Below are 13065 nucleotides of genomic sequence, written 5' to 3' on the forward strand. Positions count from 1 at the left end.
CGCATGAATCTGCCCCGCCTCACCTCCTCGCGGGCCCGACGACTGTTCGCCGACCGCGACGAGACCGGAGCCGCCACCGCCGAGTATGCGATCGCCACGATGGCCGCCGTCGCCTTCGCGGGACTCCTGGTGGTGATCATGCGCAGCGACGAGGTGCGCACGATCCTCACCGACCTGGTCCGTCGCGCGCTCACCGTCCAGTGAGTGCGCGCGGCCGCAGGAACGACGACGACGGAGCGGTGGTCGCCGAGTTCGCCGTGGCGCTTCCCGCGGTCGCGATCGTGCTCGCCCTGGCGATCGGAGGGGTGTCGGCGGGGGCGCAGTCGGTGCGGCTGCAGTCCGCCGCCGACACGGCGGCTCGCCTTGCCGCGCGCGGCGAGCCCGCCGACCGTGTCGCGGCCGCCGTCGCCGGCGCGGGAGGCGTGGGCGGGCAGGCGCCGGCACTGTCGATCGATCGCGTCGGCGACACGGTGTGCGTCACCGTCACCGCCGCGGCCCCTCCGTTCGGTGTGCAGCGTGCACGGGGCTGCACGCTGGCCGGTGCCCTGCCGGCCGGGTGAGGTGCAGCGGTGGCCGGCTCCTCCCTGTCGCTCGGCGTCGTCGCCGCCACCGTGGCGCTGGCGCTCGCCGCCATGACGGCCGGATCGGCGGCGCTCACCGCGCGACGGGTCGCCGGGGCCGCCGATGCGGCCGCGCTCGCCGCCGCGGACGCCGCCTCGGGCGCCGTCGGCGGAGTCCCGTGCGAGCGTGCGGCGGAGCTCGCGACCCTCGGCGGCGCCGCGCTCACCGCCTGCGAGCTCGACGTTCTCATCGCCACCGTGTCGGTGACCGCGTCGTTCGCGGGGCTCCCCGTCACCGCCCGCGCGCGGGCGGGGCCGCCGCCGTGACGCGCCGCTGCTCGGCATCCTCACAGCGCTCGCCGGGTTGCACGGTGTGTATGGTGTGCATCGAAGAAAGGAAGTGCCCCTTGGCAGAAGGAAAGAAGCTCGTCATCGTCGAGTCACCGACGAAGATGAAGTCGATCCAGGGGTACCTCGGCGACGGGTACGAGGTTCTCAGTTCGGTCGGGCACATCCGCGACCTCGCGGACAAGCGCGACATCCCCGCCGAGAAGAAGCAGGCCTACGGCAAGTACTCGATCGACATCGACAACGGGTTCGATCCCTACTACGTGCCCAGCGATCGCGGCAAGAAGACCGTCGCCGACCTCAAGCGCGCGCTCAAGGGCGCCGACGAACTCCTGCTCGCCACCGATGAAGACCGCGAGGGCGAAGCCATCGCGTGGCACCTGCTCGAGGCGCTCAAGCCCAAGGTCCCGGTTCGCCGCATGGTCTTCCACGAGATCACCAAGGACGCCATCCGCGCCGCCGTCGACAACACGCGCGAGCTCGACCTCGCGCTGGTGGACGCGCAGGAGACCCGACGGATCCTCGACCGCCTCTACGGCTGGGACGTCTCGCCGGTGCTGTGGATGAAGGTGCAGCAGGGCACCTCCGCCGGGCGCGTGCAGTCCGCCGCCACTCGGCTCGTCGTCGACCGCGAGCGCGAGCGCATGGCGTTCGTCTCGGCGTCGTACTGGGACATCGAGGCCCTGGCGGCCAAGGAGGCGGCGGCGTTCTCCACCCGTCTCGTGCGCGTCGACGGTGCCCCGCTGGCGCGCGGCACCGACTTCGACGACACCGGATCGCTGAAGAAAGCCGTGCTCGTGCTCGACGAGGCCGAGGCCCGCGCCCTGGCCGCCGCCATCGAGGCCGTCGGCACGGCGGAGGTCTCGAACATCGAGGCCAAGCCCGGCACCCGCAGCCCCCGCGCGCCCTTCACGACCTCCACGCTCCAGCAGGAGGCCGGCCGGAAGCTCTCGATGAGCGCGAAGCACGCGATGAGCGTCGCCCAGCGCCTGTACGAGAAGGGCTTCATCACCTATATGCGCACCGACTCGACCGCGCTGTCGAAGCAGGCGGTCGAGGCTGCGCGCGCCCAGGCGGTCGCCCTCTACGGCGACAAGGCCGTGCCGCCGAACCCCCGCACCTACGCGAACAAGAGCAAGAACGCACAGGAGGCGCACGAGGCGATCCGCCCGTCGGGGGAGACCTTCCGCACACCGTCGTCGGTGTCGGGCGAGCTCGACCGCGACGAGCAGCGTCTCTACGACCTGATCTGGAAGCGCACGGTCGCCAGCCAGATGGCCGATGCCAAGTACGAGACCACCACCGTGACCCTCGTCGCCGATGCCGGCGGCAAGCGCGTCGAGTTCACCGCGTCGGGCACCGTCTACACGTTCAAGGGCTTCCTCGACGCGTACGAGGAGGGTCGCGACGAGAAGCGCGGCGACGCCGACAAGTCCGACGACCAGTCGCTTCCCGCGGTCGCCGTCGGCGACCAGCTGCGTCTGCGCGACGTCGAGCCCAAGGGGCACAGCACCAGCCCGAAGCCCCGCTACACCGAGGCGAGCCTCGTCAAGGCGCTCGAGGAGAAGGGCATCGGCCGCCCCTCCACCTTCGCCAGCATCATCGACGTCATCCTCACCCGCGGCTACGTGAGCAAGCGCGGTCAGGCGCTCATCCCGAGCTGGCTCGCCTTCAGCGTCGTGCGGCTGCTCGAGCAGCACTTCGCCGACCTCGTCGACTACGACTTCACGGCGGCGCTCGAAGACGACCTCGACGCGATCGCGCGGGGCGAGCAGAAGCGCGTCGACTGGCTGAAGGAGTTCTACTTCGGCTCCGACGAGCACGTCGGGCTGCGCAACATCGTCGACAACCTCGGCGAGATCGACGCCCGCGCACTCAACTCGACCCCCATCGGCGACATCGCGACCCTCCGCTTCGGCAAGTACGGCCCGTACCTCGAGGTCGTCGACCCCGATGCGGGGGAGGATGCCGCGCCGCGCCGCATCAACATCCCCGACGACCTCGCCCCCGACGAGCTGACGCCCGCCAAGGCGCAGGAGCTCATCGACGCTCCGGTCGCCGGAGACCGCGTGCTCGGGGAGAACCCCGACAACGGCAAGCTCATCGTCGTCAAGGACGGCCGGTACGGACCCTACGTGCAGGAGATCGACCCGCCCGCCCCGGAGACCGAGGCGGCGGCGGAGCCGGAGGCCGAGGCGGCCCCCGCGCCCAAGAAGCGCGGTGCCAAGAAGGAGGCGGCGCCCAAGCCCCGCACCGGATCGCTGTTCAAGTCGATGTCCGTCGAGACGGTCGACCTCGAGACCGCGCTGCGTCTGCTCGATCTTCCCCGCACGGTGGGCGTCGACCCCGAGTCGGGAGACCCGATCACCGCGCAGAACGGCCGCTACGGCCCGTACCTCAAGAAGGGCGCGGAGTCGCGCACCCTCGACAGCGAGCAGCTCATCTTCGACATCACGCTCGAGCAGGCGCTCGCCATCTACGCGCAGCCGAAGTACGGTGCGCGCCGCGCCTCCAGCGCGCTCAAGGAGTTCGAGAACGACCCGACCAGCGGCAAGCCGATCAAGCTGCGCGACGGCCGCTTCGGTCCCTACGTCACCGACGGCGAGACCAATGCGACCATCCCGCGCGGTGAGGATGCCATGGAGGTGACCTTCGAGCGTGCGGTGCAGCTGCTGGCCGACAAGCGCGCGAAGGGGCCCGCCCCCAAGCGCACGACGCGGCGCACGACGGCCACCCGCAAGACGACCGCCAAGAAGTGAGTCCCGAGGTGAAGGGCGGCACACCCGTTCCGCCCACCGCTCCCGTGCGCGACGCGGGGCTGGGTGTGTTCGTCACGTTCGAGGGCGGAGACGGATCGGGCAAGACGACGCAGTCGGCGCTGCTGGAGGACTGGCTGGAGGATGCCGGGCGCACCGTCGTGCGCACGCGCGAGCCGGGTGGCACCGAGGTCGGGCGACTGGTGCGAGAGATCGTGCTGCACCATCGCGGCGACATCGCGCCGCGCGCCGAGGCACTGCTGTACGCCGCCGATCGTGCGCACCACATCGAGACCGTCGTGCGGCCGGCGCTCCAGCGCGGCGAGGTCGTGATCCAGGACCGATACCTCGACTCGTCGGTGGCCTACCAGGGCGCCGGGCGCGTGCTCGGCCGCGACGAAGTGCGCCGGCTCTCGCTGTGGGCGGCGGGCGGCCTGCTTCCCGACCTCACGGTGCTGCTCGACCTCGATCCCGAGGTCGCGCGGGAGCGCCTCACCGCGGACGACAAGCCGTTCGACCGGCTGGAGGCCGAGAAGCACGACTTCCACACCCGGGTGCGCGCCGAGTATCTGTCGCTCGCCGAGGCCGAGCCCGAGCGCTTCCTCGTGCTCGACGCGACGCTGCCGGAGAGCGAACTCGCCCACGCCGTGCGCGAGCGCCTGGGCGCTCTGCTGACGGCGACCGGCGACGTCGGCGACGACGATTAGGCTGGGCGACATGATGGAGGCGGCACCCACGATCAGCGCGCCGCCTCTGCCGTGGGCCGAGGTCTGGGGTCAGCCGGAGGCACTCGCGCAGCTGCAGGCGGCGGCATCCGATCCCGCGCAGCTCACCCACGCGTGGCTGATCACCGGGCCGCCCGGGTCGGGGCGCTCGACGCTCGCATACGCGTTCGCGGCCGCCCTCATCGCCGAGCCCGGCGACGAGGCGGCGATGCGCCAGGTGCTCGCCGGCACCCACCCCGACCTCACGGCGCTGCGCACCGAGCAGGTCATCATCCGCATCGACGAAGCCCGCCGACTCGTCGAGCGCGCCTACTTCGCGCCCTCGATCGGCCGCTATCGGGTCATCGTCGTCGAGGATGCCGATCGCATGGCCGAGCGCACCTCGAACGTGCTGCTGAAGGCGCTCGAAGAGCCGCCCGACCGCACGATCTGGGTGCTGTGCGCCCCGAGCGACGCCGACCTGCTGCCGACGATCCGCTCCCGCGTGCGCACGCTGCGCCTGCGCGAGCCCGACATCGCCGACGTCGCCCGGCTCATCTCCGCGCGCAGCGGCGTCGCCCCCGACATCGCCGAGCAGTCCGCCCGGCACGCTCAGCGCCACATCGGGATGGCCCAGCGGCTGGCCACCGACGACGCAGCGCGCGAGCGGCGCGCCACGACGCTGCGCGGGGTGCTGGAGGTGCGCGGGGTGGGCGACGCCGTCGAGGTCGCCGGGCGCATCGTCGCCGCCGCGACCGACGACGCGAAGGCGCTCGGCGCCGAGCGCGACGAGCAGGAGCGCGCCGCGCTGCGCCGCACGCTCGGCATCGCCGAGGGGGCGCCCGTGCCGCCGGCCGTGCGCGGGCAGCTGTCGGCCCTCGAAGACGACCAGAAGCGCCGGGCGACGCGGAGCCTGCGCGACGGCATCGACCGCGTGCTGACCGACCTGCAGTCGCTGTTCCGCGATCTGCTGATGGTCCAGTTCGGCAACGACGCAGAGCTCATCAACCGCGAACTCGAGCCGGAGCTGCGCGCCCTCGCCGCGGCCTGGACGCCGTCGCGCACCCTCGCCGTCGTCGACCGCATCGCAGAGACCCGGCGCAACCTGGAGCAGAACGTCGCTCCCACCCTGGCCCTGGAGAGCATGCTCGTGACCGTCGCGAGCGGAAGGATTCCGTGAGAACCCCGTGAACGTCGTCCCCCCGCCCCGCGGCCGTGTCCGCAGTCGCGCCTCCCGCGCGCGTCGAACCGTCGTCGCGCTCGCCGTGGTCGCCGCGGCATCCCTCGCCCTCAGCGGCTGCCTGTACGCGCTCATCCCCGACGAGCAGCCGCTGCCGACCGCCAGCGCCGCGCCCGACCTCGAGGGCGTGTCCGCCGACCTGCTGCCCTACTACGGCCAGGAGCTCGCCTGGCAGACGTGCGACAGTACCTTCGAGTGCACCACCGTCACGGCACCGCTCGACTGGGCGAACCCGGGAGCCGGCGAGATCGAGCTGTCGGTCATCCGCAGCCGCGCGGAAGGCGGCGAGGCGATCGGGTCTCTGCTGACCAACCCGGGCGGGCCGGGCAGCAGCGGAGTCGACCTGGTGCGCGACTCGCTCACCTTCGCCGTCGGCGACGACGTGCGCGCGCGGTACGACACGATCGGCTTCGACCCGCGCGGGGTAGGGGAGTCCACCGCCGTGACGTGCTTCGACGACGCCGACATGGATGCCTACCTCTTCGACATCCCGGAGAACGAGCGGGGATCGGATGCCTGGACCGAGGAGCTCGAGGAGCGCAACCAGGCCTTCGCCGACGCCTGCGAGGACGACTCCGACGGCATCCTCCCGTACATCACGACGGAGAACTCCGCGCGGGACATGGATCTGATCCGGGCCGTGCTCGGCGACGCGCAGCTGAACTACCTCGGCTACTCCTACGGCACCTTCCTCGGCGCCACCTACGCGAAGCTCTTCCCCGAGCGCGTCGGACGTCTCGTGCTCGACGGGGCGATCGACCCGTCGGTTTCTGGGCTGTCGGTGAGCACGACGCAGGCGATCGGCTTCGAGTCGGCGCTGCGCGCCTATATGGCCGATTGCCTCGACGACAGCGAGTGCCCGTTCCGCGGCACGGTCGACGACGGCATGAGAGACCTGGGCGCGCTCCTGGCGAGCGTGGATCGCACGCCGCTCACGGGCTCCGACGGGCGGATGCTCGGCGCCGACGCCCTCATGACAGCGATCGTGGCGGCGCTGTACTCGCAGGACAGCTGGCCGTTCCTCACGCAGGCCCTGGCCGATGTGCTGCAGGGCGATCCGACAATCGCGTTCCTGCTGGCCGACTTCTACTACGACCGCGAAAACGGGGTGTACCTCGACAACTCGACCGAGGCGTTCCGGGCGTACAACTGCATGGACTACCCCGACGACACCACCGAGGCCGAGGAGGCGGAGGCCGAGGCGCTCATCGCCGCCGAGGCGCCGACGATCGCGCCGTACTGGGAGGGCCCGGATCCCTGCGACGTGTGGCCGGAGGAGCCCACCGGGGTGCGCGAGCCGATCTCGGCCGGCGGCGCCGCGCCGATCGTCGTGGTCGGCACCACGAACGACCCTGCCACGCCGTACGAGTGGTCGGTCTCGCTCGCCGAGCAGCTCTCGTCGGGTGTGCTCGTGACCCGCGTCGGGGAGGGGCACACCGGCTACAACAAGGGCAGCGAATGCGTGGATGCCGCCGTCGAGGCGTATCTGCTCGAGGGCACGGTTCCCACCGACGGGCTGCGCTGCGAGTAGCCTCCTTGGGTGGTGGCCCGGTTCGCGAGCACGCTCCGGAGCATGTAAGATCGATGCTTGTGCAACGCGCAAGCGAGGCGCGCCACCTTAGCTCAGTCGGCAGAGCGATTCACTCGTAATGAATAGGTCAAGGGTTCGATTCCCTTAGGTGGCTCCATCGGATCGAGGGTCGCGAACGTGCGGCCCTCGCGTCGTTTCCGGAGAACCGAGTCGCTTCCGGAGAACCGGAGAGAGCGGATGGACTCAGCGATCGACGCGATCGTCGAGATCTTCACCTGGGTCGGTCTCGGAACGGGGGCCTTCCTCGCCGTGATCGCGCTCATCCTCTCCCTCTTCGACGGCACGTGGCACCCCGCCCGCGCCGTCATCGAGGAGGACGGGCACGGCCGCTTCGTGCGCTGGTTCGACGAGGAGGGCGGCGTCAACGAGGCTCGGCTCTCGCACGAGCAGGATCACGCCCTCGCCGGGGCCACGATGGCCGACATCTTCTACAGGCGGGGTTCGCGCGGCCGCATGCGACTGACCCCGGGGTCGCCGGTCGTGCGCGGATTCCTGCGCATCGCGATCGGTCTGCTCGCGCTCGGCCTGGTCGCCCTCGTGCTCTCCGGGGTGCTGCTGTTCGCGCGCGGCTGACAGCCCGGTCCGCACGTGCCCTCACGCCAGGGCGAGCATCGCGCCCGCGGTGAGGGCGAGTGCGAGGCCCGCCCACTGCACGGCGGCGATGCGCTCGCGCAGCACCAGCCCCGCGAGCAGGATCGTGCCGGCCGGGTAGAGCGCGGTGAGCGCGGACACGATCGAAAGGTCGCCCAGTCGCAGCGCGGCCAGCGCGGCGCCGTTGGCGGTCGCGTCGAGCAGGCCGCACACGACCACCGCCACCCACGCGCGCGAGCGCACCCCGCTGGTCGCGTGCGGGGCGGCGAGGATGGATGCGGCGGGCTCGCCGCGCCGGAGGGCGCCCATGAGCATCGCGCCGATCGCCGCGGCGGTGAGGGCGACGGTCGTCGCGCGGCTCACCACCAGCGGCGCGAGCCCGCTCGCGGGCTCGGTGAGGTCGATCACGATGAGGAATCCGCCGATCGCGACGCCCGCCCCGATGGCCATGGTCACCCCGCGCAGGCTCGGACGGACCACGTGCCGGGCGGGGACGAAGCCCACGAGCACCACCGCCGCGAGCGCGACGCCGAGTCCCGCGTAGCCGATCGGCGACAGGGACTCGCCCTTCACGAGCAGCCCCCACAGCATCGGCGCGATCGCCGAGACGACCGCCGTCAGCGGCGACAGGATGCTCATCGGACCGATGGCGAGGCACGCGTACAGCAGCGCGAGTGCGATCGCGCCGAACACGCCCGCCAGAGCCCCCCAGGCGGCATCGCGCGCAGACCAGGCGCCCCCCAGAAGTGGGAGCGCGAGCGCCAGCGCGACCAGGCCTGCCAGGCCGGCGGCGCCGGTGACGACGACCGCTCGCAGCTGCCGCGTCGCGAGGCCTCCGAAGAAGTCCGCCGCGCCGTAGACCACGGCGCCGACGAGGGCGACGAGGGCGGCGATCACCGTCCCCAGCATAGGGACGATCCGGGGTGGATTGCCGGATCCGAATTCGCTAGATAAGCTAGCGATATGGCGAACCCCCACCACGCGTCGCGGCAGCCCACCCGATGGCTGCGCATCGGCATCCCCGTCCTTCTCGTGCTCGTGTGGCTCGTGGGAGGTTCGATCGGCGGACCCTACTTCGGAAAGGTCGACGAGGTCTCCACGAATGACCGTTCCTCGTTCCTGCCCGAGAGCGCCGACGCGACCCAGGTGAACGAGCGCCTGCCGGAGTTCCTCGGCGACGACACGATCCCCGCCGTCGTCATCGTGGAATCCGACGCCGCGCTCACCGACGCCGACCTGGCCGACCTGCAGACCCTCGCCGATGAGATCGCGACCATCGAGGGCGTGCAGGCCGAGGTGTCGCCGCCGCTCGCGTCCGACGATGGAGACGCGGCACAGATCTTCGTGCCGATCGACTCGTCCGGCGAGATCGACGCCGTGGTCGGTGAGATCCGCGAGCTCCTCGGCGAGGAGCTGCCCGCCGGCACGGAAGGCTGGGTGACCGGGCCCGCGGGGTTCACCGCCGACCTCGTCGAGGGCTTCCTCGGCATCGACGGTCTGCTGCTGGGGGTCGCCCTGATCGCGGTGTTCCTCATCCTCGTGATCGTCTACCGGTCGCCGCTGCTTCCGGTGCTCGTGCTGCTGACGAGCGTGTTCGCGCTGTGCGTGGCGCTGCTGACCGTCTGGTGGCTGGCATATGCGGGCATCTTCGTTCTCAACGGCCAGGTGCAGGGAATCCTGTTCATCCTCGTGATCGGGGCGGCCACCGACTATGCGCTGCTGTATGTCGCCCGCTACCGCGAGGCCATCGCCGACGGCTTCCGACGGTGGGAGGCGACGCTGCGAGCATGGCGGGGCGCGTTCGAGCCGATCCTGGCGTCGGGCGGCACGGTGATCGCGGGACTGCTGTGCCTGCTGCTGTCCGATCTTGCCACCAACAGGGCACTCGGACCGATCGCGTCGATCGGCATCGCCTTCTCGATGCTGTCCGCGCTCACCTTCCTGCCGGCGCTGCTGGCGCTGTGCGGTCGGGCGGCATTCTGGCCCTTCATCCCCAAGGAGCCGATCGCCACCATTCCCGACGATCTCTCGCAGCCCGTCAAGGGACTGTGGCCGCGGCAGGCGCGCTTCGTCGCCCGGCATGCGCGCGCGGTCTGGATCATCTGCACGGTCGTGCTGCTGGCCGGAGCCGTCGGCATCACGCAGCTCAAGGCCGACGGCGTGCCCACGAGCGATCTCGTGCTGGGCACCTCGGAGGCGCGTGACGGTCAGGCCGTGCTCGCCGAGCACTTCCCGGCAGGATCCGGTTCGCCCGTCTACGTCATCGTCGCCGAGGACGACCTCGCCGACGCGGTCGAGGTGCTCGACGCGAGCGACGGCGTCGACGCCGTCTCGGTCGCGTCGGAGGACTCGCCCACGGGCCAGGCGGCCGTCGAGGTCGAGGACGGAGAGCCCGTCTTCACCGCGGTCGGCCCGCCCGGCACCCCGGCGCCCGAGCCGACGCTCGCCGACGGAGACGTCCTGGTGATCGGCACCCTCACCGACGCGGCCGACTCCGTCGCCGCCGAGGACACCGTGCGGGAGCTGCGCACCGACCTCGACAGCGCTCTCGGTGAAGGGGCGGCGGTGGTCGGCGGCGAGACGGCGACCGACATCGACACCAACGACACCTCGATCCGCGATCGCACGATCATCATCCCGGTGATCCTGCTGGTGATCTTCCTCATCCTGATGCTCCTGCTGCGTTCGGTCCTCGCCCCGGTGATCCTCATCGCGACGGTGATCCTCTCCTTCGGCACGGCCCTGGGGGTCAGTGCCCTCGTGTTCAACGGGATCTTCGACTTCCCCGGTGCCGATCCGGCGGTGCCGCTGTACGGGTTCGTCTTCCTCGTGGCGCTCGGCGTGGACTACAACATCTTCCTGATGTCCCGCGTGCGTGAGGAGTCGCTCGTGCACGGCACGCGTCCGGGCATCCTCCGCGGCCTCGTGGCCACGGGCGGCGTGATCACCTCTGCAGGCCTCGTGCTGGCGGCCACCTTCGCGGCCCTGGGCGTGATCCCGATCCTGTTCCTGGTGCAGCTGGCGTTCATCGTCGCCTTCGGCGTGCTGCTGGACACGTTCGTCGTGCGGTCGCTCCTGGTCCCCGCACTGTCGTACGACATCGGTCCGGCGATCTGGTGGCCGTCGAAGCTGTGGCGCAAGCCGGTCACCGGTGCCGGCGCCCCGTCCGCAGCCGCTCCCGCCCGCGATGCCCAGCTTCCGGTCGAGACCGACCCCGAACTGGTCGCCGACGACGGTCATCCGCTGACCCGCGAGGAGTATCGGCGTAATCTCGACGCATGAGCAAGGCGCTGTTCATCGTCGACGTGCAGAACGACTTCACCGAGGGGGGCGCCCTCGGCGTCGAGGGAGGGGATGCCGTCGCCGCCGCGATCTCGCGGTACCTGGTCACCCACGGCGAGGAGTATGCCGTCATCATCGCCTCGCGGGACTGGCATGACGGCGACGGCGACAACGGCGGCCACTTCGCCGCCGGGGAGCCGGACTTCGTCGACACGTGGCCGGTGCACTGCGTGGCAGGGACCGAGGGTGCCGAATACGACGCGGGCCTGGACACGTCAGCGGTCACCCACCACGTCAAGAAGGGGCAGGGCAAGCCGGCGTACTCGCTGTTCGAGGGGACGACGGATGCCGGCGAGACGGTGTCCCAGCTGCTCGATGCGCACGGGGTGGTCGATGTCGACGTCACGGGCATCGCGACCGACTACTGCGTGCGGGCGTCCGCCCTCGACGCCGTCGAGCACGGGCGCCACGTGCGCATCCTGACCGACCTGGTTGCCGGGGTCGCGCAGGCGTCGAGCGAGGCCGCGCTGGCGGAGCTCGCCCATGCCGGCGCGGAGCTGGCAGACAGCGGCGCCTGAGGTCTCACCGCGCGTCCGCGCCGCGTCCCTTCTCGGCGCCGCGGCCGTTCGCGCTCCCGTTGCCACCGCTGCCGGGGCCGGTGCGCACCTCGGACTCCTTCTGCGCGGTGCCGGCACCGCCGTTGTCGGAAACCTCCTCGCCGGTGGTGGCCGACGTGCCCCCCACGGGTGAGTCCGGCGCCGTGCCTTCGGCGGGCGCGACGGCGGGGTCAGCCGGCTGCGCGGGGTCATCCGGCTGCGCGGGGGCGGGCGTGGAGTCGACAGCCGTGTGCGTGACCGTCGACGGCGGCGTCACGGCAACGATGGATCGGGGCTCGAGCACCGTCGTCGTCTCCGAGGGTGCCGCCGCGAGCGAGAGCGACAGCCCGGCGACGCCGATGGCCGCACCGGCCGCCGCACCGGCCAGCAGCACGCCGAAGCGGCTCGCACGTCGCCGGGCGCGGTGAGAGCTTCCGGCCGACCGCTGCGGGGTATTCCCGGGCACGGCAGGCAGCGACCGCGTGCCGGTGGCGCGCGCGACCGGGGTGGCCGCCACCGGGAGCCGCACGGGCGCCGTCGCCGCATCGAGCGGGTTTCCCTCGGCGGCCAGCGGAAGGCACGCCCCGGCCGAGGCGACCTCCGCCGCGGCCGGGCGGTCGCGCGGATCGATCTCCGTCATCGACGAGAGCAGGCTTCGCCACAGCGGCGGGAGATCCGCCGGGATCGCGGGCCCGACGGTCAGGCGGGCCGCGAGGATCTCCGGTGCGGTCGAGCTGCGGAACGCGCGCTCGCCCGTGAGTGCCTCCAGCAGCACCAGGCCCAGACTGTAGACGTCGGCGGCGGCGGTCGGCTCGTCGCCGCGCACCTGCTCCGGGGCGAGGTACGCGGCGGTGCCGACGGTCATCCCGGGGGAGGTGACGCGCGTCCAGTCGGCGAGATGCGCGATTCCGAAGTCGGCGAGCTTCGCGCGGACGGGCTCCGTCTCCGCCTCGGTAAGCAGCACGTTCGACGGCGTGAGGTCGCGGTGCACGATGCCGGCGGCGTGCACAGCGTGCAGACCCTCGGCCAGGTCGACGGCGATCGAGGCGGCATCCACCATCGACAGCGCGCCGAGATCGAGCCGCCGACGCAGCGTCGGGCCCGGCACGTACTCCAGCACGAGGAATCCCGACCCGTCGTCGGCGACGTCGGCGTCGTACAGCGTGACCAGTCCCGGGTGGCTCACCGCGCCGAGCGCCGCGGCCTCGGCCCGCATGCGCCGCACGGCGGCGTGGTCGTCGGGAGCGGCGCGCATGACCTTGACGGCCACGGTGCGGTCGAGGGCCGTGTCGTGCGCGCGGTACACCGACGACATGCCGCCTTGGCCGATGCGCTCGGCGAGCACGTATCGGCCGCCGAGGACGACTCCCGGTGAAGGCGGCGCGATTGCGGGCATG

12 protein-coding genes and 1 tRNA gene are annotated in these 13065 nt (G+C 71.8%); 11 read left to right on the forward strand and 2 right to left on the reverse strand.

Annotated elements, in window-relative coordinates; translation table 11 throughout:
* Window positions 1-3 precede the first annotated feature (3 nt).
* The 9 genes from HQM25_RS04850 to HQM25_RS04890 all read left to right on the forward strand — a co-directional run bounded on the left by HQM25_RS04850 (window position 4) and on the right by HQM25_RS04890 (window position 7772).
* Window positions 4-204 (forward strand): DUF4244 domain-containing protein, encoded by a 201-nt coding sequence (locus tag HQM25_RS04850; RefSeq protein ID WP_172989217.1) that lies wholly within the window; start codon window positions 4-6, stop codon window positions 202-204.
* Complete coding sequence (locus HQM25_RS04855; protein ID WP_172989218.1) at window positions 201-560, forward strand: TadE family type IV pilus minor pilin; 360 nt, start codon at window positions 201-203, stop codon at window positions 558-560. The genes HQM25_RS04850 and HQM25_RS04855 overlap by 4 nt, the downstream gene beginning before the upstream one ends.
* 9 nt (window positions 561-569) lie before the next feature.
* Window positions 570-887, forward strand: coding sequence for a helicase (locus HQM25_RS04860; RefSeq protein WP_172989219.1), 318 nt, complete (start codon window positions 570-572; stop codon window positions 885-887).
* Between the two features lie 80 nt (window positions 888-967).
* Window positions 968-3667, forward strand: a complete 2700-nt coding sequence (gene topA, locus HQM25_RS04865; RefSeq protein WP_172989220.1) for a type I DNA topoisomerase — start codon at window positions 968-970, stop codon at window positions 3665-3667.
* Between the two features lie 44 nt (window positions 3668-3711).
* A complete protein-coding gene (gene tmk, locus HQM25_RS04870) occupies window positions 3712-4371 on the forward strand; it encodes a dTMP kinase (RefSeq protein WP_172991515.1) in 660 nt (219 codons plus the stop codon).
* A gap of 10 nt (window positions 4372-4381) precedes the next feature.
* On the forward strand, window positions 4382-5548 hold the full coding sequence (locus HQM25_RS04875) for a DNA polymerase III subunit delta' (protein ID WP_438803623.1): 1167 nt from the start codon (window positions 4382-4384) through the stop codon (window positions 5546-5548).
* Between the two features lie 7 nt (window positions 5549-5555).
* Window positions 5556-7139, forward strand: a complete 1584-nt coding sequence (locus HQM25_RS04880; RefSeq protein ID WP_172989221.1) for an alpha/beta hydrolase — start codon at window positions 5556-5558, stop codon at window positions 7137-7139.
* A gap of 81 nt (window positions 7140-7220) precedes the next feature.
* A tRNA-Thr gene (locus HQM25_RS04885) sits at window positions 7221-7296 on the forward strand.
* An 80-nt stretch (window positions 7297-7376) separates the two neighbouring features.
* Complete coding sequence (locus tag HQM25_RS04890) at window positions 7377-7772, forward strand: hypothetical protein (RefSeq protein WP_172989222.1); 396 nt, start codon at window positions 7377-7379, stop codon at window positions 7770-7772.
* A gap of 21 nt (window positions 7773-7793) precedes the next feature.
* Here the strand turns inward: HQM25_RS04890 and HQM25_RS04895 are convergent, their stop codons facing one another.
* Window positions 7794-8687, reverse strand: coding sequence for an EamA family transporter (locus HQM25_RS04895; protein WP_172989223.1), 894 nt, complete (start codon window positions 8685-8687; stop codon window positions 7794-7796).
* Window positions 8688-8753: 66 nt separating this feature from the next.
* Between HQM25_RS04895 and HQM25_RS04900 the strand changes: the two genes are divergently transcribed.
* Window positions 8754-11072, forward strand: a complete 2319-nt coding sequence (locus HQM25_RS04900) for an MMPL family transporter (protein ID WP_172989224.1) — start codon at window positions 8754-8756, stop codon at window positions 11070-11072.
* Window positions 11069-11650, forward strand: coding sequence for an isochorismatase family protein (locus tag HQM25_RS04905; protein WP_172989225.1), 582 nt, complete (start codon window positions 11069-11071; stop codon window positions 11648-11650). Before HQM25_RS04900 ends, HQM25_RS04905 begins: the two co-directional genes overlap by 4 nt.
* Before the next feature lie 4 nt (window positions 11651-11654).
* Here the strand turns inward: HQM25_RS04905 and HQM25_RS04910 are convergent, their stop codons facing one another.
* On the reverse strand, window positions 11655-13064 hold the full coding sequence (locus HQM25_RS04910; protein ID WP_172989226.1) for a serine/threonine-protein kinase: 1410 nt from the start codon (window positions 13062-13064) through the stop codon (window positions 11655-11657).
* Window position 13065 lies beyond the last annotated feature (1 nt).

Source organism: Microbacterium hominis (assembly GCF_013282805.1).
Taxonomy (GTDB): domain Bacteria; phylum Actinomycetota; class Actinomycetes; order Actinomycetales; family Microbacteriaceae; genus Microbacterium; species Microbacterium hominis_B.